The 24059-nt window shown below is 61.3% G+C and carries 28 protein-coding genes and 1 tRNA gene; 11 read left to right on the top strand and 18 right to left on the bottom strand.

The genetic code is table 11. From position 1 onward, the window contains the following. The first annotated feature begins 110 nt into the window (after positions 1–110). Positions 111–638: a DUF4142 domain-containing protein gene (locus AACU78_RS17740; protein WP_106577041.1), complete on the top strand. Its 528-nt coding sequence runs from the start codon at positions 111–113 to the stop codon at positions 636–638. Between the two features lie 55 nt (positions 639–693). On the opposite strand, the gene AACU78_RS17735 is transcribed toward AACU78_RS17740, so the two are convergent. Then, on the bottom strand, positions 694–1119 hold the full coding sequence (locus tag AACU78_RS17735) for a low affinity iron permease family protein (protein WP_106577040.1): 426 nt from the start codon (positions 1117–1119) through the stop codon (positions 694–696). Positions 1120–1233: 114 nt separating this feature from the next. Then, the gene (locus tag AACU78_RS17730; RefSeq protein WP_106577039.1) at positions 1234–1734 is read right to left on the bottom strand and encodes a methylated-DNA--[protein]-cysteine S-methyltransferase; all 501 of its coding nucleotides are present in this window, start codon (positions 1732–1734) and stop codon (positions 1234–1236) included. 48 nt (positions 1735–1782) lie between these two features. Here AACU78_RS17730 and AACU78_RS17725 point away from each other — a divergent pair, with 48 nt between their 5' ends. After that, a complete protein-coding gene (locus AACU78_RS17725; protein WP_158266155.1) occupies positions 1783–1944 on the top strand; it encodes a hypothetical protein in 162 nt (53 codons plus the stop codon). 48 nt (positions 1945–1992) lie between these two features. On the opposite strand, the gene AACU78_RS17720 is transcribed toward AACU78_RS17725, so the two are convergent. After that, positions 1993–2886 (bottom strand): LysR family transcriptional regulator, encoded by an 894-nt coding sequence (locus tag AACU78_RS17720; protein WP_106577038.1) that lies wholly within the window; start codon positions 2884–2886, stop codon positions 1993–1995. Positions 2887–2981: 95 nt separating this feature from the next. Between AACU78_RS17720 and AACU78_RS17715 the strand changes: the two genes are divergently transcribed. Then, positions 2982–4145 (top strand): MFS transporter, encoded by a 1164-nt coding sequence (locus tag AACU78_RS17715; RefSeq protein ID WP_106577037.1) that lies wholly within the window; start codon positions 2982–2984, stop codon positions 4143–4145. Continuing rightward, positions 4142–5335 (top strand): MFS transporter, encoded by a 1194-nt coding sequence (locus AACU78_RS17710; RefSeq protein WP_106577036.1) that lies wholly within the window; start codon positions 4142–4144, stop codon positions 5333–5335. The genes AACU78_RS17715 and AACU78_RS17710 overlap by 4 nt, the downstream gene beginning before the upstream one ends. A 15-nt stretch (positions 5336–5350) precedes the next feature. Here AACU78_RS17710 and AACU78_RS17705 read toward each other — a convergent pair whose 3' ends face one another. The 6 genes from AACU78_RS17705 to AACU78_RS17680 form a co-directional block, all read right to left on the bottom strand. Continuing rightward, positions 5351–5656 carry a DUF6482 family protein gene (locus AACU78_RS17705; RefSeq protein ID WP_106577035.1) on the bottom strand — a complete coding sequence of 102 codons (306 nt, stop codon included), beginning with the start codon at positions 5654–5656 and terminating at the stop codon, positions 5351–5353. A 24-nt stretch (positions 5657–5680) separates the two neighbouring features. After that, positions 5681–6205, bottom strand: coding sequence for a DUF3833 domain-containing protein (locus tag AACU78_RS17700; RefSeq protein WP_106577034.1), 525 nt, complete (start codon positions 6203–6205; stop codon positions 5681–5683). Between the two features lie 189 nt (positions 6206–6394). Further along, positions 6395–6468, bottom strand: a tRNA-Gly gene (locus AACU78_RS17695). 193 nt (positions 6469–6661) lie between these two features. Next, positions 6662–7546 (bottom strand): alpha/beta fold hydrolase, encoded by an 885-nt coding sequence (locus AACU78_RS17690; RefSeq protein WP_106577033.1) that lies wholly within the window; start codon positions 7544–7546, stop codon positions 6662–6664. 305 nt (positions 7547–7851) lie between these two features. Further along, a complete protein-coding gene (locus AACU78_RS17685; protein WP_106577032.1) occupies positions 7852–8544 on the bottom strand; it encodes a 16S rRNA pseudouridine(516) synthase in 693 nt (230 codons plus the stop codon). Next, positions 8544–8756 (bottom strand): cysteine-rich CWC family protein, encoded by a 213-nt coding sequence (locus tag AACU78_RS17680; protein WP_106577031.1) that lies wholly within the window; start codon positions 8754–8756, stop codon positions 8544–8546. Before AACU78_RS17680 ends, AACU78_RS17685 begins: the two co-directional genes overlap by 1 nt. Positions 8757–9099: 343 nt before the next feature. On the opposite strand from AACU78_RS17680, the gene AACU78_RS17675 reads away from it, so the two are divergent. Beyond that, positions 9100–9438, top strand: a complete 339-nt coding sequence (locus AACU78_RS17675; protein WP_106577030.1) for a hypothetical protein — start codon at positions 9100–9102, stop codon at positions 9436–9438. A 160-nt stretch (positions 9439–9598) separates the two neighbouring features. Then, positions 9599–10027, top strand: coding sequence for a DUF3757 domain-containing protein (locus AACU78_RS17670; protein ID WP_106577301.1), 429 nt, complete (start codon positions 9599–9601; stop codon positions 10025–10027). Between the two features lie 7 nt (positions 10028–10034). Here the strand turns inward: AACU78_RS17670 and AACU78_RS17665 are convergent, their stop codons facing one another. Further along, a complete protein-coding gene (locus tag AACU78_RS17665) occupies positions 10035–11147 on the bottom strand; it encodes an enoyl-CoA hydratase/isomerase family protein (protein WP_106577029.1) in 1113 nt (370 codons plus the stop codon). Between the two features lie 136 nt (positions 11148–11283). Here AACU78_RS17665 and ung point away from each other — a divergent pair, with 136 nt between their 5' ends. Next, positions 11284–11976: a uracil-DNA glycosylase gene (gene ung / locus AACU78_RS17660; protein ID WP_106577028.1), complete on the top strand. Its 693-nt coding sequence runs from the start codon at positions 11284–11286 to the stop codon at positions 11974–11976. Positions 11977–12102: 126 nt separating this feature from the next. Here ung and AACU78_RS17655 read toward each other — a convergent pair whose 3' ends face one another. From AACU78_RS17655 to AACU78_RS17635, 5 genes are read right to left on the bottom strand one after another with little or no spacing between them, the layout of a single operon-like run. Further along, entirely contained in the window at positions 12103–13140 is a 1038-nt protein-coding gene (locus tag AACU78_RS17655; protein ID WP_106577027.1) for an AbrB family transcriptional regulator, read from the bottom strand. Further along, positions 13133–14647, bottom strand: coding sequence for a tripartite tricarboxylate transporter permease (locus tag AACU78_RS17650; protein WP_106577026.1), 1515 nt, complete (start codon positions 14645–14647; stop codon positions 13133–13135). Before AACU78_RS17650 ends, AACU78_RS17655 begins: the two co-directional genes overlap by 8 nt. Position 14648: 1 nt before the next feature. After that, positions 14649–15107, bottom strand: coding sequence for a tripartite tricarboxylate transporter TctB family protein (locus AACU78_RS17645; protein WP_106577025.1), 459 nt, complete (start codon positions 15105–15107; stop codon positions 14649–14651). 60 nt (positions 15108–15167) lie between these two features. After that, complete coding sequence (locus tag AACU78_RS17640) at positions 15168–16151, bottom strand: Bug family tripartite tricarboxylate transporter substrate binding protein (protein ID WP_106577024.1); 984 nt, start codon at positions 16149–16151, stop codon at positions 15168–15170. A 33-nt stretch (positions 16152–16184) separates the two neighbouring features. Then, positions 16185–17477: an OprD family porin gene (locus AACU78_RS17635; protein ID WP_106577023.1), complete on the bottom strand. Its 1293-nt coding sequence runs from the start codon at positions 17475–17477 to the stop codon at positions 16185–16187. A gap of 235 nt (positions 17478–17712) precedes the next feature. On the opposite strand from AACU78_RS17635, the gene AACU78_RS17630 reads away from it, so the two are divergent. Both AACU78_RS17630 and AACU78_RS17625 read left to right on the top strand, forming a co-directional pair. Continuing rightward, the gene (locus AACU78_RS17630) at positions 17713–18384 is read left to right on the top strand and encodes a response regulator (RefSeq protein ID WP_083359659.1); all 672 of its coding nucleotides are present in this window, start codon (positions 17713–17715) and stop codon (positions 18382–18384) included. Beyond that, entirely contained in the window at positions 18377–19762 is a 1386-nt protein-coding gene (locus AACU78_RS17625) for a sensor histidine kinase (RefSeq protein WP_106577022.1), read from the top strand. Before AACU78_RS17630 ends, AACU78_RS17625 begins: the two co-directional genes overlap by 8 nt. Here the strand turns inward: AACU78_RS17625 and AACU78_RS17620 are convergent, their stop codons facing one another. Both AACU78_RS17620 and ygfZ read right to left on the bottom strand, forming a co-directional pair. Beyond that, positions 19763–20584, bottom strand: a complete 822-nt coding sequence (locus tag AACU78_RS17620; protein ID WP_106577021.1) for an HDOD domain-containing protein — start codon at positions 20582–20584, stop codon at positions 19763–19765. It lies immediately after the preceding gene. 37 nt (positions 20585–20621) lie between these two features. Beyond that, on the bottom strand, positions 20622–21563 hold the full coding sequence (gene ygfZ / locus AACU78_RS17615) for a CAF17-like 4Fe-4S cluster assembly/insertion protein YgfZ (RefSeq protein WP_106577020.1): 942 nt from the start codon (positions 21561–21563) through the stop codon (positions 20622–20624). 140 nt (positions 21564–21703) lie between these two features. Between ygfZ and AACU78_RS17610 the strand changes: the two genes are divergently transcribed. Continuing rightward, entirely contained in the window at positions 21704–21958 is a 255-nt protein-coding gene (locus tag AACU78_RS17610) for an FAD assembly factor SdhE (RefSeq protein WP_014717362.1), read from the top strand. Beyond that, on the top strand, positions 21942–22388 hold the full coding sequence (locus tag AACU78_RS17605; RefSeq protein ID WP_106577019.1) for a protein YgfX: 447 nt from the start codon (positions 21942–21944) through the stop codon (positions 22386–22388). Before AACU78_RS17610 ends, AACU78_RS17605 begins: the two co-directional genes overlap by 17 nt. On the opposite strand, the gene nadB is transcribed toward AACU78_RS17605, so the two are convergent. Beyond that, complete coding sequence (gene nadB / locus AACU78_RS17600) at positions 22357–23973, bottom strand: L-aspartate oxidase (protein WP_106577018.1); 1617 nt, start codon at positions 23971–23973, stop codon at positions 22357–22359. The genes AACU78_RS17605 and nadB overlap by 32 nt on opposite strands. Positions 23974–24059: the final 86 nt, after the last annotated feature.

Raw genomic sequence — 24059 nt, 5'->3', positions numbered from 1 at the left:
GACCGTTCGTCGCACTGGCGAGTTTTTTCTAAACCTTTGCCGCCCTGAAAATTCGAATTCAGGGCGGGGCGTATTCCCCCGCACCTATTTTTGCCCTGGAGGAACCCATCATGAGCCGCATGGCTATCCGGTTACGCACCGCCAGTTTCGCGATGCTGCTGGGCCTCGGCGCCAGCAATGCTTTCGCCCAGTCGCCTGCTGAATTCATCGAGCAGGCTTCGGCCAAAGGGATGGCCGATATCGAAACCAGTCGCATGGCCCACGCCAGGACGTCGTCCCAGGAAATCAAGGACTACACCATCGAGGTCATCAACGAACGCACCCTGGCCAACCAGCATTTGGCGGCCATCGCCAAGAAGCTCGACTTGCCCGTGGCCCCGCGCGAGAAGATCGTCGACAAGGCCGAAACCCTGATGCCTGAACTCAAGGACGGCGACTCCTTTGACGCCGCCTACACCGCGCAGCAGGTCAAGGAAAACGAAGACGCCATCGCGCTGTTCAAGAAAGAAGGCGCGGCGTCGGATGTGCCAGAGATAAAAGCGCTGGTGGACGAGACGCTGCCCAAGCTTGAAGAGCGTCTGCAAAAAGCCCGTGCCCTGGCCTCCACTTACGGTAAAGGTCATCAAGGCGACGGTTGATTGCGTCACCTGAAATGAGAAACGGCGGTTGGATGATTTCCAACCGCCGTTTTTTTTAGGCTTGATTCAGATCGGTTTTGTTGGGGTGCGCATCGTCGACCCTTTCACCACAACTGGTGCTCAAGCTGACCGTGCCGGTGTCGCCGATGCTGCGGTATTGCTTGCGCAGTTGTTCCAGTTCTTTGCGGTCCAGGCCATCCAGGCTCAACACGGCGTTCTGGGCATCCTTGGAGACGCGCAGCAGTTCGTCGATCTTGATATGCAGGATGTCGTTGTCGCGGTTTTGTGTGTTCTGGATCAGGAAGACCATCAGGAAGGTGATGATGGTGGTCGAGGTATTGATGATCAACTGCCAGGTGTCGTTGTAGTGGAAGTAGGGTCCGCTCAGGCTCCACAGGAATATCAACGCGACGGCCGCATAGAACGTCCGGGCGCTGCCTGCCCAGCGGGACAAGGATTGAGAGACTGCGGAGAATTTCATGACCGTTTTTCCTTAATGGGTGGGTGATGAAATTATGGACCGCAGCGGTTCTTTGAAATTTCTTTTTACAAAAGCGTCGGTGAGCAAAGTTGTACGTTTTTGTCGCGGTTCGCCTCAGAAGCCCAGTTCTGCCTGGCCTGCACCTTCCAGCGCGAGCAGATAGTGTTTGGCGCCAAGCCCTCCGGCGAACCCGGTCAGCCCACCCGAGGCGCCTATGACCCGATGGCAGGGCGCAATGATCGAGATGGGGTTACGCCCGTTGGCGGCACCCACCGCGCGCACGGCCTTGGGGTTGCCGATTTGCTCGGCGATCTGGCTGTAGCTGCGGGTTTCGCCGAACGGAATGGTCAGCAGCGCCCGCCAGACCTGTTGTTGAAAAGGCGTGCCGTTGAAGTCCAGTTCCAGCTCGAACTGGCTGCGTGCGCCGGCGAAATACTCGCGTAGCTGGCGCGCGGTTTCCAACAACACCGGGCTGTCGTTGGCCTCGCGCAACTCGCCCAGCCGTACGCGGTTGGCGCGTTCCTGTTCCCACAGGATCGCGGTGAGCTTGCCGTCGCGGGCCACCAGGGTGAGCTGGCCGACGGGGGAGGGCATGAGCGTGTATTCGTACGGCATGAGCGGGCTCCTCGAAGGACGGGTGTTAAAAGCCAGGACGCTACTGTAATGCCATCTGCCTGTCAGGAAACCGCGTTTCTTGCGATCAAATTCCTCAAGGGGCTTGCCGTTCCAGTAGCGCCCGTCGGGGCAATGGAAATACCCGTTACCGAGCGACAAACCCGCCGGCTCACGACGGCCGATGAGCGGGTTTCGGTCGGCGTTGAATGAGCGCCCTGGTGGGGTGTTGGTAAGAGGTTTGCGGTTTTTTCCAAGGCATTACCGGCTGTGTAACACCTGCGCAAGGATGGCGAGAAATGCATCAGCCAATACATTTTTCCTTTGCGCGGGCGTCAACACCAACAATTGCGCGCACGCATCCGCCTCCACCAGCGGCCGATACGTCACGCCCTTGTTCATCAGGCTTTGGGTACAGGCGGGCACCAACGCCACGCCTTGTGCGGCGGCCACCAAGGCAATGATCGAGGTGATCTGCCGCCCCGTTGGCCCCGCGCGCAAAGGCTGGGCGTGGCGGCGGTAAAGGTGCTCGATGGATTGGTTCAGACCCGACCCGTAGTCGGCCGGGAACAGAATCAGCGGATACGCACTGAGTTGCGTCAAGCTGACCTGCGCCAGCTTGGCCAGCGGACTGTCGCTAGACACCGCGGCCACCAGCCGCTCTTCGCCCAACGACAACGCGTGAACGTCTGCTGTGTGCGGCAAAAGCCGACTCAATCCGATATCCATCCGGCCGTCTGCCACCTGCGCGCCGAGGCTGCCAGAGGCGCACTCCACCAAGGTCAACTGCACATCGGGCAAGCGCTGGGCGAAGGCCTGGATCGCTTGGCTGAACAGGTCCGACAAAGCGATCGAGCTGACATACCCGAGTGCCAATTGGCCTGCGGTGCCCGCTGCCAGTTTGCCGGCGATGACCTGTGCCAATTCAACCTGCTCCAACACGCCACGCGCGTAGGGCAAGAACGAACGCCCCTGGGCGGTGAGAGACACCGTGCGGCTGGTGCGATCAAACAGCTTGAACCCCAGCTCTGTCTCCAGCGCTGAAATCTGCCGAGTCAGCGGCGGTTGGGCCAGGTGCAGGCGCAGTGCCGCGCGGCCGAAGTGCAATTCTTCGGCGACCGTCAGAAAGTAACGCAGCTTGCGTAGGTCGAGCATCCTGATCCTTGGGTATTGATCGGTTCGAAATCGGTATTGGTTTAAGACCCGACGGCCATTCTATAAAGGCGTTACAAAATAAAACGAGAGGTTTCATGAAACCGCGCCTGCATTGTGCCCGTCTAGCCCTGTTCCTGTGTGGCTGCGCTGCGTTTCTCAACCTTTACGCCACCCAAAGCATCCTCGCGACCTTTGCCGCACAGTTTCATATCAGCGCCAAGGAAGCGGGCTGGAGCATCACGGTCACCACCCTGGCGGTGGCAATCACCGCGCCTTTTGTCAGCCGGCTGACCGGGCGCTTCGAACAGCGCACGGTCATCGCCGTGGCCGCGCTGCTGCTGGCCGCCCCTGCGCTGATGACCGCCTACGCCGGCAGTTTTGCCGAAGTGCTGGTGTGGCGGTTTGTGCAGGGTATGGTGATCCCGGTGGTGTTTGCCACCAGCGTGGCTTACATCGGCGACCGTTGGCGTGGCGCGACGGTGACCGAGGTCACCAGCCTGTACGTGGCGGGCACGGTTCTGGGCGGGTTCGCCGGGCGTTTCGTCACCGGTGTGATGACGCAATACGTCGGCTGGCGCGAAGCGTTCGAACTGCTGGCGGTGTTGAGCTTGATGGTCGGCGGGTTTATTCAGTTCCTGTTGCCCGCCAATCGACAGCGCGGCGAACGGCCTGGAACGGTTTCTTCAGGTGTTTTTAGCCGACCTTTGCTGGCGGCGTACGGCGTAGGTTTTTGCGTGTTGTTCTCCCAGGTTGCGGCATTTACTTACGCAGGTTTGCACCTTGGCCTGCCACCGTTCAACTTGGGGCCTGCGGCGCTGGGCACGCTTTACATGGTGTTTCTGCTGGCGTTGATCGTGATTCCCATCGCCGGGCGCCTCAGCAAAGCCAGGCCTCACGCCGAACTGCTGGCGGTCGCCGCCGCGCTCGGTGTCGGTGGTTCGGCGCTGACCCTGGCGCCGTCGCTGTGGTGCATTGTGGTGGGCCTGGCGCTCAGTTCCACCGGCGTGTTCCTGGCCCAGGCCGCCGCCAATGCTTTCATCAGTGCCACCGCCGGTGAGAGCAAGTCTGGCGCCGTGGGGGTTTACCTGACGTGCTATTACCTGGGCGGCAGTTGCGGTGCCATCGTCCCGGCATTGATCTGGGAGCGCTGGGGCTGGGCCGGCTGTGTGGCGCTGATTATCGGTTTTCAACTGCTGACGCTGCTGATCGCCCTGACGGGCTGGAAGCCACTCAAACCTGAGCGGGTGCCGACACCATGAATGACACTGTAGCCATGCCTGTCCGCGAAACCTCCAGCCGGCGCCGCGCGCTGATCGCCGGTTGCAGCGCTCACGCCGTACACGATGGCCTCACGGACGTTATCTACGTGTTGCTGCCGATCTGGCAGGCGCAGTTCGCCTTGTCCTACGCCCAGATCGGCCTGTTGCGTGGCGCCTATTCCGGAATGATGGCCGTGTTCCAACTGATGGCCAGCCGCGCCGCCCGACGCTGGGGCCGTTTACCGTTGCTGGTAGGTGGCACTGCGCTTGCGGGTGTCGCTTACCTAGTGGTGGGGCAAGCCACCGGGCTGAGCCTGTTGCTGTTGGCGTTGCTGCTGGGCGGTTTGGGGGCCAGCACCCAACATCCATTGGCCTCCTCGATGATCACCGACGCTTATGAGGACGGTGGTGGCGTCAAGCAGGCGCTGTCCCAGTACAACTTCAGCGGCGATATCGGCAAAACCCTGATTCCTGGGGTGGTGGGCCTGCTGCTGACCGTCGTCAGCTGGCGCGCCAGCGCCACACTGCTGGGGCTGCTTGGTCTGGCGGCAGCGGGGATGCTGTGGTGGCTGGTGCCGGCTGAAGTTCGCGAGTCCAACGCGATAAAAAAAGCCCGGCCACCGAGTGGCACGGGCTCGGTGGCAGGCCTGCGTGCGCTGATCCTCACCGGTACGCTCGACAGCGCCGTGCGCATGGGCTTTCTCACGTTCCTGCCGTTTCTGCTGCAAGCCAAAGGCGCTGGCACGGCGGGCATTGGGCTGGCGCTGACGATGCTGTTCATTGGCGGTGCGTTTGGCAAATTGCTTTGCGGCTACCTGGGGGCTCGCATTGGCATGATGAAAACCGTCTGGTTGACCGAAACCAGCACCGCGCTGTTGATCGTCACGGCCGTGTACCTGCCGCTGAGTGGCTTGATGGTGATGTTGCCGCTGCTGGGTTTGGCGCTGAACGGCACGTCTTCTGTGCTCTACGGCGCCGTCCCGGACCTGGCGAGCGCAGACAGGCGCGAACAGGCTTTTGCGGTGTTCTACACCGGCACCATTGGCGGCGGAGCGCTGGCGCCGGTGGTGTTCGGCGGGGTCGGCGATGCGCTCGGTGTGCCGGTGGCGGTGATGGTACTGGCGGGGATGTTGCTGCTGACCTTGCCGTTGGCGTGGGTGGTACAGCGAGGAATGCGCGATGGGGTTTAACCGCACATTCCCTGGTTAAAGGGGCGAGGCCAGCGTAAACGGTATGCGCAACGCGCCGATCGGCCCTTCGCGCGCACCGCACATTTCATCGTGCACGCTGTGCTGCACCAGCACACACGGGAACGGCGGAACCCGCTGCAACAGGTCGCGCAAGTGCGTGGTCGAGCCGATGCGCATGGGCTTGGCGTCATCGTCCACCAGCGTCATTTCGACATGATCCAACCTGACCCGCGCGATGTAGAAACCACCCTCCAGCGACAGCAGCTCCAACTCCCGTATCTCGCCTTTCTCGGCCAATTCAGTGAGCATTTTCAGGTTCATGGTTCACCCTCACGGTGGGTTGTTTCATTGGCGACGAAAGAACAGTGTGACCTGGCCCCATTCGACGCCGAACTTGGTCATGCTGGAGCGGTTGATCAGCGTGTCCTCGTCCATCAAGTACATCCAGTCATCAAAACTCACCTCGTGGACCGAACCGTCCACCGGCAGGTTGAGTCGGTAGCGCCAACGCAATGCATTCCCCGCAACTTCGCCGATCGCTTCGCCGACCACGTCACCCGCCCGACCGCGCCAGCGTCCCGGACCATCCGGGGTCAGTGTCCAGACGCGCTGCTGACGCGTGCCATCGCTGTACAGAAAGCGCTCGTCGAGAATCAGGGCGTCGCCCTCGCGGCGGCTGGCGATATCGACCTCAAAGCGCTTGGCCACTTCGCCCGAACGCTTCTGGAAAATCCCCCAGGCCTTGACGGGCTTGCTGAAGAAACGCTCCAGGTCCAATTGCGGTTTCTGGTCGGCGTAGTGGGCGACCTCGACGTTGCCGCAACTGCTCAAACTCAACGCCAGCAACAATGAAATCAGTAGACGTGCCATTGCCGGGCTCCGTGATCATGCGCGGCGAAGCGCCAACGCTTGGTATTTATACTTGTACAAAAATATTGATTTGTACAGGTTTGCGCGCGGCAAGTGACGAATGCACAAATTGCGCCCATAAAAAAACCGGTCACAGGGACCGGTTTTTTTGGCATCTGCGTCGTAACCGACGTAGGCGCGAAATGTGAGTGGAGCGGGTAGAGGGAATCGAACCCTCGTCGGAAGCTTGGGAAGCTACTGTTCTACCATTAAACTATACCCGCTCAGAGCGGCTGACTTTGTACCAGATGTTCATCGGGATTTGAAGTTTTTCTTCGAAAAATGTGTGGGTTGCGTCGCTCAAGCTCAGTTGGAAGCTGGCTTGCCTGCGATACATCGCCTGTGTGACTGACACACAGGTACCTGCATCGCGGGCAAGCCCGGCTCCCGCCCAAGCGGGCGTTTCAGCTCTGTCATTCAAATCGCAAAGGCATGCTGCGTCTGGCCCTGGTGGTAGCGCAAGCGACTGACCTGTCGCTGCGGTTTCAAAAAGCCCACCACCGCGTCCCGGCTGTCCCGACACGCCGCCTTGTGCTCCATATCCAGAAAATGCCCGGTCGCCTGAACAGTGCTGAAGCTGCTCTTGGCCACATGCTGGCCAAACAGCTTGGCGTCTTCGGCGCTGGTGTACTCGTCCCATTCGCCATTCAAAAACAGCACTGGGATGTCGATTTGCCGCGCTGCCTTGAGGTAGCACAGGCGGTCGCTGTTGAGCACGTGGCTGATGTGAAAGTGCATCTGCCCGTATTCGTGCTCGGCCAGGCTGCTGACGTGCTTGTAGTTGAAGCGCTTGAACAGCGACGGCAGGTGTTTGCCGATAGTGTTGTTGACCAGGTGGCCGACGCGGTCGCGGTCAAGGTTGCCGAGGTAGTCCACACCGCGTTCAAGGTAATCGCGCATCGGTGCATTGATTACCGGGGAAAACGAACTGATCACGGCCTTTTCCACGCGGCGCGGGCGCGCAGCGAGGGCGACCAGGGTGGCAGCGCCGCCCCAGGAAAATGACAGCACGTGTTCGGCGGCGAAGTGGTCGATGAGTTCCAGCAGAATCTGGCCTTCGACTTCTTTCGTCAGCATCTGCTCGTGGCGGTTGTGGATTTTGGAGCGGCCAGCGTAGGGCTGGTCGTACAAAACCACGTTGAACTGCGGGTACAGGCTTTTCACGGTTTGGGCGAAGGACGCCGTGGTGGCCATCGAGCCGTTGACCAGGATGATGGTCTTTTCAGCAGCATCCGCGCGATAGAACTCCGTGTAAACCCGATACTGACCCTGTATATCCAACACAGCGATTTCTGGCCTCATGTCGTAAGACTCCTGGCAAGCGGGTAGGGCGCGCAGATCACTCTGCACGAGCTTTATGACAGGTAGGCATACGCCTGGAAGAGGAGCGCCCATGTCGGTCCGATGACGGCTGGCCGACGGCTGTTGTCAGGGCGGGCTGTTTGCCTGAGAGGCCCGTAGATCACGCGCGGGCGGGGCAAGGTGTTTCTTGGAGGTTATAAGGCGACTCGCCAGTCATGATTTGGCTGACGGTTTGATTCAAGCAGCACAGACGCCAGGTCGCAAGGCGACCAGCTGGTTTATTGCCAGCACCGGCCGAACGGTCATCAGACCGCGAGGATTTCGTTTTCAGTCAGTGCCCGATATTCGCCCGGCGCCAGCGAGTCATCCAGCGCCAATGGCCCCATCCGCTCACGGTGCAAGCCGATGACCTTGTTATCAAAGTGCCCGAACATGCGCTTGACCTGGTGATAGCGGCCTTCAATGATGCTCAGCCGCGCAGTCGTCGGCCCCAGCAGGGCCAGCTCGGCGGGCTGAGTGGTGAGGTCTTCAAACGCGAAATACACGCCGGCTGCGAAGGTGATCGCGTACGCCGGCGTGATGGCCTGTTCGGTTTCCACGCGATAAACCTTGGGCAGCTTGGTCTGCGGTTGCGTCAGGCGCCGTGACCATTGGCCGTCGTTGGTGATCAGCATCAGCCCGGTGGTATTGAAATCCAGACGACCGGCGATATGCAGCTCGCCTTTGTCCGGTTCATTGAGCAAATCGAGGACCGTCCTGTGCTGCGGGTCTGAGGTAGCGCTTACACAGCCTTGAGGTTTGTGCAGCATGAAGTAGCGCGCCGGTTTGCCGGCTTGCAGCACGTCATTGTCGACACACACGCGGCTGAACTCACGCACCTCATGGTGCGGATCGCTGACCGCCACGCCATCGACGGTCACCCGTCGCTCTACCAGCAGCACGCGCACTTGCTGACGATTGAAACGCGGCAGGTTGCTGAGGAAACGATCAACGCGCATTACTCAATCGCTGCCTCACGCAATTGCGCATCCACTTGGGCACAGTGCGGGCACAGGCAGGCGGTGTTGCGCAGTTCATCGGGCAAGGCTTGAAGCACCGCCGGATCGAGGGTGACGCTGTAGCACCAGCAGGCCTGGTCGGCGGTGCGCGGGTCAGCCAGCGCGCAGTCGTTACGGGCACCGCAGGCGGGGCAGAGGGTTGGCGTGGTCATGTGGGTTCGTGCTGTATCGCGCAGTTTTCAGCACGATACAGCGCCGTCCCGCTATTGCAAGCTGCGCAGGTTACCGCGCCGGCCGCTGAAGTGGCTGATGTTTACGGTATCGGCAAGGCCTTCAGGCTCACCGATGAGGCGGGTTTTCCACTGGCCGTCAGCGAGTTGCACCTTTCCACGCACGGGTGATGAGGTGCTCAGCTCGTCCGAAACAGGTGTTACAACCTGTGTCTGAAACGCACCAGATTCGGATTTCGATGTCAGATATTTCGTCATTCAATGAAAGACGAATGCCGCTCTCCAGCGTCGCTGGAGGTGCTCTCAAGCGGTCCAGGAGGCCGCCATGTATCGACGACTGCTGCTCACTGCGTTACTCGGGTTGACCCTTTCTGCGTGTGTGCCCTATTACGATGGAGGTGCTACTTACTATCGCTCCGAGGTCTACACCGCGCCGGCACCGGCCTATTACTACGGCGGCCCCGCTTACTATCAATATGGGCGCAGCTACTATGCGCCGCCGCCACGTTACTATTCGGCGCCGCGCTATTACCAACCGGCCCCGCGTTATTACCCACGGCCCGCTTACCGGCCTTATCCAGGCCAGGGCTGGAACAATCGTTGGGGCAATGGCGGGTCGGGCCATGGCGGTGGACGCGGCGGCGGCGGTGGCGGCCATCGTTGACAGGTCATGACCCCAAGCGGCGCCCAGGCGCCGCTTTTTTATGCAGACCGTTCGTCGGCACTGTCATTTCTAACAGCTATCGCAAGCGTTTGATCTGCATTCCACTGCTGGGGACGCTGTTGTGCGTCTCTGAGGAGGCAGTGGGTCTATGGAATGCTCTTTGATCAAACGTGTGTGCTTGTTCTTATTGTGGGTGGGTGGCGCCGCGCAAGCGAATGCGGAACAGGGCTGTCCCTACCCATCATCGGTCAAGTACGTGAGCGGCTATTTTCAAGCGTCATATAAACAGTCTCATTGGCGAAGCCCGAAGGTCGACGCCAATGACTTCGCGGATCGGTTTATCGGTGCGCTCTTCACCCCCGGCAAGGGCCAGGATCGCGAGAACGGCTTCCTGGACCGCTGCGTTTATCTGATGGGCAGCGGGCGAAGCCTGGCGTTGCGGTATGACATGCCGGGGGCCCTCAGCACGATGTCGCTGACCAAGTCCCTGCACTGGGAACTCGCCACCGATCCACTCAAGCAAGACGTCTACATTTGCCAGGACAGCCAGCCGGACAATTGTGCATTTACGGTCGGGCGCCTGAATTGATTGCCTGTCAGTAGTCGGACAAGTCCGCCAGAGGGTGCCTGCCTTCCCACACCTTGGTGAAGTGCGCCTGCACCACAGCCTCCGGCACCGTGTTGATATCGGGCCAATGCCAGTGGGGTTGCTGGTCCTTGTCGATCAAGCGTGCGCGTACGCCTTCGGCAAATTCCGGGTGACGGCAGCAATTGAGGCTCATGGTGTACTCCATCTGGAAGACCTCGGCCAATGACAAGTGCCGGGCGCGCTCGACCTGTTCCCACACCAGATGCGCCGTCAGCGGGCAACCTTCGGCCAGCGTCTTGCCGGCACGCCTGAACAGCGGGTCGGCGTGGTCGCGCAACAGGTTCAGGGCGCGCCAGGCACAGCGCACATCGCCCACATCCAACCATTCATCAATCTGTGCACGACGGGGCAGCCATTGCGCCTCCGGTTGCTGGCTGACGGCTTCCTGGGCCAGTGCCTTGAGCAGGCTGTTGAGCTGCATCGCGGTCTGTTCCTGCCAGTTCAGTTGCAGCAGGCCTTCGATCAGTTCGTCTTGCTGGTCATCGCGCAGGAAACGGTCGGCCAGGCCCAGGTCCACTGCGTCGCGGCCGTTCATATGCGCGCCGGTGAGGCCCAGGAATAATCCCAGCTTGCCGGGCAAGCGTGACAGGAACCAGCTTGCGCCCACATCCGGGTACAGGCCGATGCTGATTTCGGGCATCGCCAAACGGCTGCTGGGGGTGACGATGCGTATTGCTGCGCTCTGCAGCAGGCCCATGCCTCCACCCAGCACATAGCCGTGGCCCCAGCAGATCAGCGGTTTCGGGTAGGTGTGCAGGCGATAGTCGAGGCGGTATTCGGCCGCAAAAAAATCGGCGGCCAGTGCTGGCACAACGCCGGGCCGTTCACGGCAGGCCTGGGCCAGGCTGCGTACTTCACCGCCCGCGCAAAAGGCCTTTGGCCCGTTGCCGCGCAGCAGTACGCAGACAATATTCGGGTCTTTGGCCCACGCATCCAGACGTTCGGTCAGGGCCAGGATCATCGGCAAGGAAAGCGCGTTGAGCGATTTTTCAGCGTCCAGGCTGGCGATGCCAAGGCGGCCACCGTCGCTACCGGTCAGCTCTTCGAAGTGCAGGTTCATCGTGACCTCAATCGAGAAAGTGAAGGATCAGTATGATCGGTTCAACGGAAAGCGCTGGTGGTGTGTCAGATCAATTGACAAGCGGGGCCTGCTTTCCTAGGGTTCGCCCATTCTTTTTCTACGCGACGAACACACCATGACCGAAGGCGACCGTATCAAACTCGAACCCAGCTGGAAACACGCCCTGCGGGATGAGTTCGAGCAGCCCTACATGGCCCAACTGCGCGAGTTCCTACGCCAGGAACACGCCGCTGGCAAAGAGATTTACCCGCCAGGCCCGCTGATTTTCAATGCGCTCAACTCAACGCCTTTGGACAAGGTCAAAGTGGTGATTCTGGGCCAGGACCCGTACCACGGGCCCGGTCAGGCCCACGGGTTGTGCTTCTCGGTGCAGCCGGGCGTGCCGACGCCGCCCTCGCTGGTCAATATTTACAAAGAACTCAAGCGCGACTTGAACATCGATATTCCCAACCACGGTTGCCTGCAAAGCTGGGCGGATCAGGGCGTGCTGATGCTCAACACCACCATGACCGTTGAGCGCGCCAATGCCAACGCCCATGCGGGCAAGGGCTGGCAGTTCTTCACGGATCGGATTATCGAGGTGGTCAGTGAACATCAGCCGCACCTGGTGTTCCTGCTGTGGGGCGCCCATGCGCAAAGCAAGCAGAAGCTGGTGGACGCGACCAAGCACCTGGTACTGACGTCGGTGCACCCGTCACCGTTGTCGGCGTATCGCGGGTTCCTGGGCTGCGGGCATTTCAGCCGTACCAATAAATTTCTTGAACAGAATGGCGAGACGCCGATTGAGTGGCGGTTGCCGCCACTCTAAAGGTTAACCGCAACCCAATGTGGGAGCTGGCTTGCCTGCGATGACGATCTGTCAGCCGATATATTTATTGACTGAACCACCGCTATCGCAGGCAAGCCAGCTCCCACATTGGAATTTTGTGAAGGCTTAGATTTTTTCCGGCTGACGGTTCCAGTGCCGGAACAACGGCTCCGCCAGAAACAGCACAAACAACAAGCGCATCACCTGCATCGCCGTCACCAACGGCACCGACAGTTGCAGGGTTTCGGCCGTCAGGCTCATTTCAGCAATACCGCCCGGCATCATGCCCAGCGTGAGTGAGCGTAAGTCCAGATGTGTCAATGCACTCAAGCCCACCGCCGCCAACGTCGCCAGCGCCATGGTCAACGCCGTGCCTAGCAGCGTACGCGCCATGAACGACGGTGCACGGCGAAAGAACTGACGGTTGAAGTGGCAGCCCAAACCGCTGCCGATCAGCCATTGGCCGATCTGGCTGCCGCCATCGGGCAGGCCGATGTGCAAATCCCACACAACACTGGCAGTTGCGCTGACCAACAAGGGCCCAAACAGCCACGGGTTCGGTTGGCGCAAACGCTGCCAGCCCCAGGCCACCAGCGCCCCAAGCGGAAACAGCAGCGCCAGCCACGCCCAGTTCACCGGCGCCGGATGAAACTGCGGCGCGCCGCCTTCCAGCACGTACTTGAAGATCGCCGGCACACACAACACCACCACCAGCACCCGCAGACTCTGGCCCGCCGCGACGCGGCTGAGCACCGCGCCATTGCGTGCGCCGAGGTTGACCATCTCTCCGGAACCGCCCGGCATGCTGGAGAAGAACGCGGTGGCGCGGTCTTCACCGCTGCGGCGCATCAACCACACGCCGACAATGCTCGACAGGCTGGTGATCAGCGCGCCGAAGAAGATCAGGCCGAAGTGGCTCATGACTTGCTCGATCACCACCGGGGTGAAGTGCAGCCCGATGCCGATGCCCACCACCCATTGGCCGCATTTGCGCCCGCCGGGAATCTCCGCCAGTTGCCATGGTGTGAGGCAGCGCACCAGGATAATTGCCAGCAACGAGCCGACCATATAAGGCAATGGCCAGCCGACGAGGCTGGCCAGGTAACCGCCGGCCAGGCCGACCAGCGGTGTTGCCCACCATTGCCTAAAGGTGATCTCAGACATCGGCCAGGGCACGACGCTGCAGGGCACGTTTGCGATAGATGCGCACCAGCGGGAAAGCCAGCATCAGCGCGGTCAGCACCCACACACCAAAGGTGATCGGGCTGGACCAGAGGATGTCCAGCGCGCCGTTGGAAATCGACAGCGCGCGGCGCAGGTTCTGTTCCATCAGGCCGCCGAGGATGAAGCCCAGCAGCACGGGCGACAGCGGGAAGTCCAGCTTGCGCAGGATGTAGCCGAAGATGCCGATGCCGACCATCAGGAACAGGTCGAAGGTGGTGGCGTGAACCGCGTACACACCAATCGCGGTGATGATGGCGATCACCGGCACCAGCGCCCAATTCGGCACGGCGAGGATGCGCGTGAAGATGCGGATCATCGGGATGTTGAGGATCACCAGCATGATGTTGGCGATAAACAGCGACGCGATCAGGCCCCAGACGATGTCCGGTTGCTGTTGGAACAGCAGCGGGCCAGGGGTGATGTTGTACAGCGACAATGCGCCGATCATCACAGCGGTGGTGCCTGAACCGGGTACGCCGAGGGTCAGCATCGGCACCAGCGCGCCGCAGGCGGAGGCGCCGATTGCGGTTTCCGGAGCGGCGAGGCCGCGCATGTCGCCCTGGCCGAATTTACCGCTGGCACCGGCCAGGCGTTTTTCGGTCATGTAGGCAACGGCCGAGGCGAGCGTCGCGCCGGCACCCGGCAGCACGCCCATGATGAAACCCAGCAGGCCGCAACGGATGTTAACCACGAAGACTGCAGACGCTTCCTTCAGGTTGAACATCATTCGTCCGGTGGCTTTTACCGCTTCCTGGCCGCGGTGGGTTTTTTCCAGCAGCAGCAGGATCTCGCTGATGGAGAACAAACCCAGGACCAATACGACAAACTGGATGCCGTCGGTGAGGTGGATGTTGTCACCGGTAAAACGGTACACGCCGCTGTTGGCGTCGATGCCGACGGCTGAAAGGAACAGGCCGATCAGCGCCGCCACAAAGGTCTTCAGCGGTTTGTCTCCGGCCATGCCGCCGAGGCAGACAATCGCGAACACCATCAGTACGAAATATTCCGCCGGGCCGAAGGCAATCGCCCATTTGGCCAGCAGCGGCGCAAACAGCACCATGCCGCAGGTGGCAATGAACGCGCCGATGAACGAACTCCACGCCGACAACGACAGTGCCACACCGGCCAGGCCTTTGCGGGCCATCGGGTAGCCGTCGAGGGTGGTCATTACGGTGGACGCTTCGCCGGGAATGTTCAGCAGGATCGAGCTGATGCGGCCGCCGTATTCGCAGCCCAGGTAGACGGCAGCGAGCAGGATCAAGGCTGATTCCGGCGGCAGACCCAGGGCGAACGCGATGGGGATCAGCAGGGCCACGCCGTTGATCGGGCCCAGGCCCGGCAGCAGGCCGACCACGGTGCCGATCAAGGTGCCGCACAGGGCGGTCACCAGGTTGTAAGGGGTCAGTGCAACGCCGAAGCCCTGGCCCAAATAGCTGAACGTATCCATATCAGTTCTCCAGAACTTCAAGCAGGCCGAGGGGCAGCGGTACATCCATGGCTTTGTCGAACAGCAGGTAAAGACCAATGGCCATCAGCGTGACGATTACCACGCTCGGCACCCAGCGGCCGCCATACAGGCGCGCCATCGGAATGCCGATCAGCATGCTGCTGAGGATGAAGCCCAGAGTCTCGAACGTGCCGGCGAACACGATCAGCAGCGCCACGCAGATGCCGATCTTGATCAGCGTGTCGCGGTCCAGGGCCGGTTCTTCTTCGGTGTGCTTGGTGGGCTGTGGGCGAAACAGCATGTAGATCAGGCCCAGGCTCATCAGCCCGAGCATCAGCAGCGGGTAGGCGCGAGGCCCGACCGGCTCGTAGGAAAACGCCGCCTGATACGGCCATGCCATCAGCGCGAGGCCGGCGCAGACCAGCAGCATCACTGAGGCGAAAATGCGTTGTAAGAGCATGTGAAACTCCTAGGCCGCGCCGCCCGTCGAGGAGGGCGCGGCCGTGCGAAAGCGAGGCGATTACTGGATCAGGCCGAACTCTTTGGCCAGCACTTTGTAGTCAGCCACCTGTTTCTTCACGTAGGTGTCCAGCTCCGGGCCGGTCATGGCGAACGGAAACAGCTCGCGCTGGTCACGCAGCTTGGCGAACTCTTCGGAGGCCAGCAGTTTGTCGAACGCTTCTTTCCACCACGCGTAATCGGCATCGCTGACTTTTGGCCCGAGGTAGAAGCCGCGTACCACCGGCCAGACGATGTCGTAGCCTTGCTCCTTGGCGGTCGGAATGTTCTTCATTTCCGGCTCGTCCAGGCGCTTTTCGGCAAACACGGCGAGCAGGCGCATGTCGCCGCTGAGGATGTGCGGCATGGAGTCGGAGATGTCGGTGCTGCCTACCTGGATATGACCGCCGAGCAGTGCGGTGGCGATTTCACCGCCGCCTTCGAGTGCCACATAACGCAGGTCGCGCGGGTTGATCCCGGCAGCCTTGGCGATCAGTGCGGTTTGCATCCAGTCCTGGCTGCCGACGGTGCCGCCAGAACCGATGACGACGCTGCCCGGATCTTTCTTCAGGGCTTTGACCAAATCGTCGAGCGTCTTGTAGGGCGAATCGGCTTTCACCGCGATGGCCCCGTAGCTGGTGCCGACGGCCGCCAACCAACGCACGGCGCTTTCATCAAAGCGGCCGAACTTGCCCTGGGCCAGGTTCAGCAGCGAACCGCTGGACCACGCTACCAGCGTGCCAGCGTCCGCCGGGCGTTGTGCGACCACCGCGTTATAGGCCACCGCGCCCACGCCGCCTGGCATGTAGGTGACGCGCATCGGCTTGCTCAGCAACTTTTCGTTGACCAGCGCGCTTTGCGCCAGTTTGCAGGTCAGGTCAAAGCCACCGCCGGGCGAGGCCGGGGCGATGCACTCCGGGCGCTTGGGTTCGTCGGCGGCCAGCAGTTGGCCGGCGAACAGCATGCAGCCGGCGGCGAGGGCCAATTTACGCAGTGAATAGGTCATGGTTATCTCCGTCTTTGTTGTTATGAGTTGCGACTACCAAAGCGCAATGCTGTAGCTCACCAGCACACGCACTTCGTCGGCATCACGTGCCGAATAGTTGGAGCGGTAGGTGGCGTTACGCAGGCGCAGGGCGACATCCTTGAGCGTGCCGCTTTGCACCACGTAGCGGATCTCGCTGTTGCGCTCCCACTCCTTGCCGGTCTCGCCGTTGCGAAGCCTGATGTTGTCACCCGACAAATAACGGCTCATGAAACTCAGGCCGGGAATGCCCAACTTGGCGAAGTCATAGTCGTAGCGCGCCTGCCAGGAGCGCTCCTGTGCGCCGGCAAAGTCGTTGATCTGCACGAAGTTGACCAGGTACGGATCGCTGCCATCCACGTAGGGAAAGGCGCTGTCGCCGGACATGTGCTGGTAGCCGGCGCTGAGCTTATGGCCATTGAGGGCATAGCTGAACAGGCCGTTGAGGGATTTGTTGTCGATGTTACCGCCACGGGCGCTGCCGGTGTCATCGCTGATGGCCAGGCGCAAGTCGGCGCCGAAAGTGCCGGGGCCCACTGGGCGTGAGGCCACCAGGCCAAGGAAGTGCTGGCGGTAGACGTCGTCGAGCTGGGCGAAGTGGTAGCTGCCGGTGATCTTGTCGGCGAACTTGTAGTCCGCACCGCCGAAATTGAAGTGCTTGCCGGTGGCGCCGCTGACGAAGCGGCTGTTTTTGTTGTTGAGGGCGATGTCTTCGTAGTGGGTGTCGTCGCGGTCTTTGGCTTTGTCGAGGCGGCCGCCGGTGAACACCAGGTTTTTGAATTCTTTGGAGGTCAGCAGGCCGCCGTTGAAGGTCTGCGGCAGGATGCGCCCGTCGTTGGGTTTGAGGATCGGCAGTTCGGGGATCAGCGCGCCGATTTTCAGTTCGGTGGCGGAGATCTTCACTTTGCCGGTCAGGCCCAGCTTGGAGTATTCGTTGGCGGCGCGGCCGTCGTCGTGGGTCGGCAACAGGCCGGTGCCGGTGCGGTCGGGGCTGGAGTCGAGCTTGACCCCAAGCATGCCCAACGCATCCACGCCGAACCCGACAGTGCCATCGGTGTAGCCCGATTGCAGGTTGAGCATGAACCCCTGGGCCCATTCGTCACGCTTGGATTGCTGGGCACTGGTACCGTCGCGAAAGTCGCGGTTGAAGTACATATTGCGGGTTTCGAGGGTGGCGCTGCTGTCTTCAAAGAAGGCGGCCTGGCTCAGTGGCGAAAAGCCGGCAAGGGCGGTGGCACTGGCAAGGGCGGTCTGGGCAAGGCGAGAAAAACGAACAGGCAGGCAAGCCTGTGGCTGTGTCGACAGCATCGTTGTGTACTCCGTTATTGTTCTTATTTTGGCGAAAACGCTTCGAGGCGTTTTTCTGGCACTACGGATCAGGTAGCTCGGCGGGCATAACCCACCGTGGCTGGATGCTAAAGGGCGAAGCTTTCACTAACCTTTCAGTTGCCTTTCAATGTTTTCGGGCTTCACAGGGCAGGCGGCGCCTGTAAACTGCCCCGCAAAGCGTGGCGTCGACCATGCCCGAATGAGGTGAAAATCCATGCGTGTCCTCCTGGTTGAAGACCATTTGCAACTCGCTGAAAGTGTCGCCCAGGCGCTCAAGAGCACGGGTTTGACTGTCGACGTGTTGCACGATGGCGTGGCCGCTGACCTGGCCCTGAACAGTGAGGAATATGCGGTGGTGATCCTCGACGTGGGGCTGCCGCGCATGGACGGTTTTGAAGTGTTGGCGCGCCTGCGCGCGCGTGGGAAAAATCTGCCTGTATTGATGCTCACGGCGCGCAGTGATGTGAAAGACCGCGTGCATGGCCTGAACCTGGGCGCCGATGACTACCTTGCCAAGCCGTTTGAATTGACCGAGCTGGAAGCGCGGGTCAAAGCGCTGTTGCGCCGCAGCGTCTTGGGGGGCGAGCGCCAGCAGGCGTGCGGCGTGCTGGTCTATGACCTGGATACCCGGCGTTTCACCGTGGGTGGCGAGCTGCTGACGTTGACTTCCCGCGAGCAGGCGGTGCTTGAAGCGCTGATCGCACGCCCTGGTCGCGTGATGAGCAAGGAGCAATTGGCGTCGCAGGTGTTCGGCCTGGATGAAGAGGCCAGCCCCGACGCCATCGAAATCTACGTGCACCGCCTGCGCAAGAAGCTCGACGGCCAGCCTATTGCCATCGTGACTTTCCGCGGCCTTGGCTACCTGCTGGAAGCCCGCGATGCATAAGCCCAGCAGCCTGCGCTGGCGCCTGCTGTGGAACCTGGCGCTGTTGCTGGTGGTGTTGATGCTCGCCAGCGGCATGAGCGCCTACTGGAATGGTCGCGAAGCCGCCGACACCGCTTATGACCGCACCTTGCTGGCGTCAGCGCGCACCATCGCCGCCGGATTGACCCAGGTGGATGGCACCCTGAGCGCGAACGTGCCGTATGTGGCGCTGGACACCTTTGCCTACGACAGTGCCGGGCGTATTTACTATCAGGTCAATGACATTGATCGCAAGCTGATCTCCGGTTACGAAAACCTCCCCGGGCCGCCGCCGGGCACGCCGCGCACGGACGACTACCCAGCGCTGGCGCGGTTTTACAACGCCACCTATCAGGGCCAGCATGTACGCGTGGTGAGTTTGCTCAAGGCTGTCTCCGAACCGAACATGAATGGCATGGCCGAAATACGCGTTGCAGAAACCGATGAAGCGCGCGAAAGCATGGCCCGTAGCCTGCTGGCCGACACCTTGCTGCGCCTTGGGATGTTGGCCGTCGGCGCATTGCTGCTGGTGTGGTTTGCCGTCAGCGCGGCGCTGCGTCCACTGGAGCGCTTGCGCACTGCCGTGGAGGAGCGTCAGCCCGACGACTTGCGGCCATTGCCGTTGGTGGAAGTGCAGCATGAGTTCGGTCCCCTGGTGCGCTCCCTCAATCACTTTACCGAGCGCCTGCGCGGCCAGTTCGAGCGCCAGGCGCAGTTTATCGCCGACGCCGCCCATGAATTGCGCACCCCGCTGGCGGCACTGAAGGCGCGTTTGGAACTCGGCCTACGCAGCGACGCCCCGGCGACGTGGCACAGCACCCTGGAAACCGCCGCCCAAGGCACCGACCGCCTCACCCATTTGGCCAATCAACTGCTGTCGCTGGCACGCATTGAAAACGGCGCGCGGGCGATTGCCGAAGGCGGGGCGCAATTGCTCGACCTCAGCCAACTGGCGCGGGAATTGGGCATGGCCATGGCGCCGCTGGCGCATGCGCGCGGCGTTGCGCTGGCGTTGGAGGCGGATGAGCCGGTGTGGCTGCGGGGTGAGCCGACCTTGTTGAACGAGTTGCTGAGCAATCTGGTCGATAACGCCCTGGCCCACACACCGCCTGGAGGCAATGTGATTTTGCGGGTCACGGCGCCCGCGATCCTGGAGGTGGAAGATGATGGCCCGGGTATCCCGCTGGATGAGCGGGACCGGGTATTCGAGCGTTTCTACCGCCGCAGTCAACAGGGCATGGGCTCAGGTTTGGGGCTGGCGATTGTTGGTGAGATCTGCCGCGCACACTTGGCGCAGATCAGCCTGCATGACGGCGAGTTGGCGGGGTTGAAGGTGCGCGTGAGCTTTATCGCGGGCTGATCAGTAAAACATCGAGCGCGCTTCATCCAGTTCGGCACGCAGGGCATTGCTGTACGGGTCGACCCGTAACTTCTGGATCGCCGGCAGGCTGGCAACCGATACATTCGCCAGCGGATGATCAGTGCCCCGGTGGCAATACAGCACGGCGACTTGCACCAGGTCGATGTAGTCCAGGCTCGCGGAGTCGCGCTCCAGGTCCAGGTATTGCCCTGGCAGCTTCGCGAGCATCTCCGGGAAATCCCAGCCGCCCAGCAGTTTGTCCCCCAGCAGCGGGTGAATGCTCTCTATCACATGGTTGAGGCTGACGGGGTCGGAGAGCAGTTCGTAATGGTCTTCGGCATAGGTGAGGATCGGCAGCACGCCAATCTGATGCACCAGACCGCCGAGCGCTGCCTGGTCAGGTTTCAACTGGCTGTGGCTGCGGCACAAGGCGTAGCTCACGCCCGCCACTTCCAGGCTGCGGCGCCACACTTCGCGCATTTTCAATTCGACGACCTCGGAGCGGGCGTGGAAAATTTGTTCCATCACCAGGCCGATGGCCAGGTTACTGCTGTAGTTGGTGCCCAGCCGGGTGATTGCGGTATGCAGGTCGGTGACTTCCTGGGTCGCGCGCAGCAGCGGGCTGTTGACCACTTTGATCAGGCGTGCCGACAGGGCGGTGTCGCGACCGATCACTTTGCTCAAGTGGCTGATGCTGATTTCCGGGTCTTCGGCGGCCTGTCGTATGTTCAGGGCCACTTCCGGTAATGTCGGCAGAACCAGGTCATCGTTGTCGATGGCCGTCACTAAAGCCTGTTGGACTTTTTCCGCCAGCTTGTTCATTCATGCTCTCTAGGGTGTTGCAAAAAAAGTACGGCGATTAACGCTGGATCTCTTGATCGCGATCCAGTGAGTACGGCAGGTCAAGCAGGTGTAAGCCGGGGCCTTCCAGAGCGCCCAAGTGCACATCGCCACTGTCGGCAGCTTCGGCTTGCAGCACGGCCAGAAGTTCAACGCATTGGTCAGCTTTTGCTGCAATCACCACCTCACCGATAGCACTGTTGTGGCTGGGCGCAAACAGCGGGGTGCCCGGCTCGGGCAATTCGGTTGCATCCAGGCTCAGGCGGTACAGGCGACGCTTGAGTTTGCCCAGGTATTGCATGCGCGCGACGATTTCCTGGCCGGTGTAGCAGCCTTTCTTGAAGCTGACGCCGCCGACGGCCTGCAGGTTAAGCATCTGCGGGATAAACAGTTCGCGGGTCTGGGGCATGACTTGGCCGATGCCAGCGCGGATCTGGCCCAGCAGCCATTGATTCAAGTCAGCAGGTTGCAGCTGTGTGGCCAGCTGAGCGCGTACGGCTTCGGTGTGTTCGACGGGCACCCAGAGTTCGCTGCGGCCAGGGGAGACGCGAATGGCGATCAATGTGTCGCTGCGCGCGACGCTGTCGGTTTCGGCAGGCAGCTCAAGGCCAAGGGAGGCGAGGGCCTGATCCGCATTCGACAGGCCGAAACGCACCCAGGCGGCGCTTTCGTCGGTGAGTTTGGATTTGGAGAACACCGCGTATTTTTTCAAATCTGCCAGTTGCGGTTCGAGCAGTTCGCTGGCCATGGCCAGGAGCACGCCGTCGCCTTGCAGCAGGATGCGAAAACTTGACTGCATGCGGCCTTTTTGCGTGCAGCGAGCGCCGAGGCTCGCCTGGGTGTCACTCAGGTAATTGAGGTTGCAGGTCAGTTGCCCTTGCAGGAACTTGGCAGCGTCGGCGCCGCGTACGGCGAGAACGCCTTCGTGTGACAAGGGGCAGAAAAAAGCAGAGTCAGCCATGGGTCATCGCAGGTCAAAAAGTCATGGGTGCATCATAGAGGGGCGCCCGGCAAATGGATAGTTTCCGTATGGTGCGACCAAAGCCGACTGGTCCGGTGCCGTCGGGCCTGTATACTTGCGCTCTATTTGAGGAGCGCTCCATGGTCGAAGATGTAGAAATCAATCGCCTCTACTGGCACAGCCGTCGCGGCATGCTGGAGTTGGATGTGTTGCTGGTGCCTTTCACCAAAGAGGTATACGCGACGCTCAATCAGGTGGACCGCGACCTCTACGTCAGGCTGCTGACTTGCGAAGATCAGGACATGTTCGGCTGGTTCATGGAGCGCGCCGAATCTGAAGATCCGGAGCTGCAGCGCATGGTTCGGATGATTCTGGATCGTGTCCAGCCCAAGTAATCGCTTCGAATGCCGCTGGCAGGCCTCACGGCTATTGCTGGCGGCCTACTCGCTTGCCCAACTGTTCGCGTTGGGCGCCTTGCTGCTTGGGGATCTACCGTTCTACGGCCTCGGCATTCTGTTGTGTCTGGCTCACGCCGTGTGGGTTTTACCGCGTCATATCCTGTTAAACCACCGTTCGTCGATTCGTGGCCTGCGCCGCGATGAAGACGGCTGGCAATTATTGTGTGACGAGCGCGGTTGGCACCCTGTGCAACTGCGTCCCGACAGCCTGGCATTACCGCTGATCGTGGTGCTGCGCTATCGGGTGCAGGGAGAATGGCGGGTGCGTTCGATCTGTGTGCCGAGGGACGCGCAGGCTGCCGATGTGCATCGGCGCCTGCGGGTTCGCTTGAAGTTCAGCCGCCGTAGGTGGCTGGCACCAGAATAGTGTCACGGGCCTCGAGCAGCATCTGCGGGTAGTCGAGGGTGTAGTGCAGGCCTCGACTTTCCTTGCGCTCCATGGCAGAGCGAATCATCAATTGCGCCACTTGGGCCAAGTTGCGCAATTCGATCAGGTCCCGGCTGACTTTATAGTTGCTGTAGAACTCGTCAATCTCGTCCAGCAGCAACCGCACGCGGTGTTGAGCGCGTTGCAGGCGCTTGTTGGTGCGCACGATCCCCACGTAGTCCCACATGAAGCGGCGCAGCTCGTCCCAGTTGTGGGCGATGATGACGTCTTCGTCCGAATCGGTGACCTGGCTGGCGTCCCAGCGGGGCAGGGCGGCGGGCACCGGGATGCGGGGTAGTTGTTCGAGGATGTCGGCGGCGGCGGAACGGGCATAGACGAAGCATTCGAGCAACGAATTGCTGGCCATGCGGTTGGCGCCGTGCAGGCCGGTGAAGCTGGTTTCGCCGATCGCATACAGGCCGGGTACGTCGGTGCGACCGTGTTGGTCGACCATGACCCCGCCGCAGGTGTAGTGCGCGGCCGGCACTACCGGGATCGGGCCTTTGGTGATGTCGATGTTGAACGCCAGGCAGCGCTCGTAGACGGTGGGAAAATGGGTCTTGATGAAGGCTTCGGGCTTGTGGCTGATGTCCAGATAGACGCAGTCGATGCCCAGGCGCTTCATTTCGTGGTCGATGGCGCGCGCGACGATATCCCGTGGCGCGAGCTCAGCGCGAGGGTCGAAGCGTTGCATGAAGCGCTCGCCATTTGGCAGTTTCAGGTGCGCGCCTTCACCGCGCAGGGCTTCGGTGATCAGGAAACTCTTGGCCTGCGGGTGATACAGGCAGGTGGGGTGGAACTGGTTGAATTCCAGATTCGCGACGCGGCAGCCCGAACGCCACGCCATGGCAATGCCATCGCCGCAGGCACCGTCGGGGTTGCTGGTGTAGAGATAAACCTTGGCCGCGCCGCCCGAGGCGAGAATGGTGAAGCGCGCGCCGTAGGTGTCGACTTCGCCGCTGGCGCGGTTGAGCACGTAGGCGCCGAGGCAGCGTTCGCCTGCCAGGCCCAGGCGTTTTTCGGTGATCAGGTCGACGGCTACCCGTTGTTCCAACAGCTCGATATTGGGGCGTTGGCGGGCCTGGTCGAGGAGGGTTTTGAAAATGGCGGCGCCGGTGGCGTCGGCCGCATGGATGATGCGGCGATGGCTGTGACCGCCTTCACGGGTCAAATGGAATTCAAATCCGCCGTCGTCGCTGCCGGCATGCTCGTCGCGGGTGAACGGCACACCCTGGTCGATCAGCCATTGGATAGCTTCGCGGCTGTGCTCGACGGTGAAGCGTACGGCGTCCTCGTTGCACAGGCCGCCGCCGGCATTAAGGGTGTCTTCGACGTGGGATTGCACGGTGTCAGTGTCGTCCAGCACTGCCGCGACGCCGCCCTGGGCCCAGAATGTCGAGCCGTTGGCCAGATCGCCTTTGCTCAGGACCGCAATGCGCAAGTGGCTGGGGAGCGTCAGCGCCAGGCTCAAGCCGGCCGCGCCACTACCGATCACCAGGACATCGTGTTGAAACTGTTGGCTCATTAGCAGGATTCCGCAAAAAGCGATCCAAAGGGGCGGCGCGAACAGGACGCCTGGATCGGCGAATCAAAGGGTCACACGGGCCACTA

This window comes from Pseudomonas sp. R9.37, from assembly GCF_963878885.1.
Lineage (GTDB): Bacteria > Pseudomonadota > Gammaproteobacteria > Pseudomonadales > Pseudomonadaceae > Aquipseudomonas.
The sequence above is the reverse complement of the archived record's forward strand: the minus strand, read 5'-3'. Positions and strand labels throughout refer to the sequence as shown.

What these genes read in the sequence shown, in the direction of transcription:
- AACU78_RS17720 (WP_106577038.1), bottom strand. Translation starts at nt 2,886, where the DNA reads ATGCTCGACCTACGCAAGCTGCGTTACTTTCTGACGGTCGCCGAAGAA.
- AACU78_RS17620 (WP_106577021.1), bottom strand. Translation starts at nt 20,584, where the DNA reads ATGAACAAGCTGGCGGAAAAAGTCCAACAGGCTTTAGTGACGGCCATC.
- AACU78_RS17710 (WP_106577036.1), top strand. Translation starts at nt 4,142, where the DNA reads ATGAATGACACTGTAGCCATGCCTGTCCGCGAAACCTCCAGCCGGCGC.
- AACU78_RS17715 (WP_106577037.1), top strand. Translation starts at nt 2,982, where the DNA reads ATGAAACCGCGCCTGCATTGTGCCCGTCTAGCCCTGTTCCTGTGTGGC.
- AACU78_RS17640 (WP_106577024.1), bottom strand. Translation starts at nt 16,151, where the DNA reads ATGACCTATTCACTGCGTAAATTGGCCCTCGCCGCCGGCTGCATGCTG.
- AACU78_RS17675 (WP_106577030.1), top strand. Translation starts at nt 9,100, where the DNA reads ATGTATCGACGACTGCTGCTCACTGCGTTACTCGGGTTGACCCTTTCT.
- AACU78_RS17625 (WP_106577022.1), top strand. Translation starts at nt 18,377, where the DNA reads ATGCATAAGCCCAGCAGCCTGCGCTGGCGCCTGCTGTGGAACCTGGCG.
- AACU78_RS17630 (WP_083359659.1), top strand. Translation starts at nt 17,713, where the DNA reads ATGCGTGTCCTCCTGGTTGAAGACCATTTGCAACTCGCTGAAAGTGTC.
- AACU78_RS17685 (WP_106577032.1), bottom strand. Translation starts at nt 8,544, where the DNA reads ATGCGCGTTGATCGTTTCCTCAGCAACCTGCCGCGTTTCAATCGTCAG.
- AACU78_RS17635 (WP_106577023.1), bottom strand. Translation starts at nt 17,477, where the DNA reads ATGCTGTCGACACAGCCACAGGCTTGCCTGCCTGTTCGTTTTTCTCGC.
- AACU78_RS17645 (WP_106577025.1), bottom strand. Translation starts at nt 15,107, where the DNA reads ATGCTCTTACAACGCATTTTCGCCTCAGTGATGCTGCTGGTCTGCGCC.
- ung (WP_106577028.1), top strand. Translation starts at nt 11,284, where the DNA reads ATGACCGAAGGCGACCGTATCAAACTCGAACCCAGCTGGAAACACGCC.
- AACU78_RS17650 (WP_106577026.1), bottom strand. Translation starts at nt 14,647, where the DNA reads ATGGATACGTTCAGCTATTTGGGCCAGGGCTTCGGCGTTGCACTGACC.
- AACU78_RS17690 (WP_106577033.1), bottom strand. Translation starts at nt 7,546, where the DNA reads ATGAGGCCAGAAATCGCTGTGTTGGATATACAGGGTCAGTATCGGGTT.
- AACU78_RS17740 (WP_106577041.1), top strand. Translation starts at nt 111, where the DNA reads ATGAGCCGCATGGCTATCCGGTTACGCACCGCCAGTTTCGCGATGCTG.
- AACU78_RS17730 (WP_106577039.1), bottom strand. Translation starts at nt 1,734, where the DNA reads ATGCCGTACGAATACACGCTCATGCCCTCCCCCGTCGGCCAGCTCACC.
- AACU78_RS17725 (WP_158266155.1), top strand. Translation starts at nt 1,783, where the DNA reads ATGCCATCTGCCTGTCAGGAAACCGCGTTTCTTGCGATCAAATTCCTC.
- AACU78_RS17735 (WP_106577040.1), bottom strand. Translation starts at nt 1,119, where the DNA reads ATGAAATTCTCCGCAGTCTCTCAATCCTTGTCCCGCTGGGCAGGCAGC.
- AACU78_RS17610 (WP_014717362.1), top strand. Translation starts at nt 21,704, where the DNA reads ATGGTCGAAGATGTAGAAATCAATCGCCTCTACTGGCACAGCCGTCGC.
- AACU78_RS17655 (WP_106577027.1), bottom strand. Translation starts at nt 13,140, where the DNA reads ATGTCTGAGATCACCTTTAGGCAATGGTGGGCAACACCGCTGGTCGGC.
- ygfZ (WP_106577020.1), bottom strand. Translation starts at nt 21,563, where the DNA reads ATGGCTGACTCTGCTTTTTTCTGCCCCTTGTCACACGAAGGCGTTCTC.
- AACU78_RS17665 (WP_106577029.1), bottom strand. Translation starts at nt 11,147, where the DNA reads ATGAACCTGCACTTCGAAGAGCTGACCGGTAGCGACGGTGGCCGCCTT.
- nadB (WP_106577018.1), bottom strand. Translation starts at nt 23,973, where the DNA reads ATGAGCCAACAGTTTCAACACGATGTCCTGGTGATCGGTAGTGGCGCG.
- AACU78_RS17680 (WP_106577031.1), bottom strand. Translation starts at nt 8,756, where the DNA reads ATGACCACGCCAACCCTCTGCCCCGCCTGCGGTGCCCGTAACGACTGC.
- AACU78_RS17705 (WP_106577035.1), bottom strand. Translation starts at nt 5,656, where the DNA reads ATGAACCTGAAAATGCTCACTGAATTGGCCGAGAAAGGCGAGATACGG.
- AACU78_RS17700 (WP_106577034.1), bottom strand. Translation starts at nt 6,205, where the DNA reads ATGGCACGTCTACTGATTTCATTGTTGCTGGCGTTGAGTTTGAGCAGT.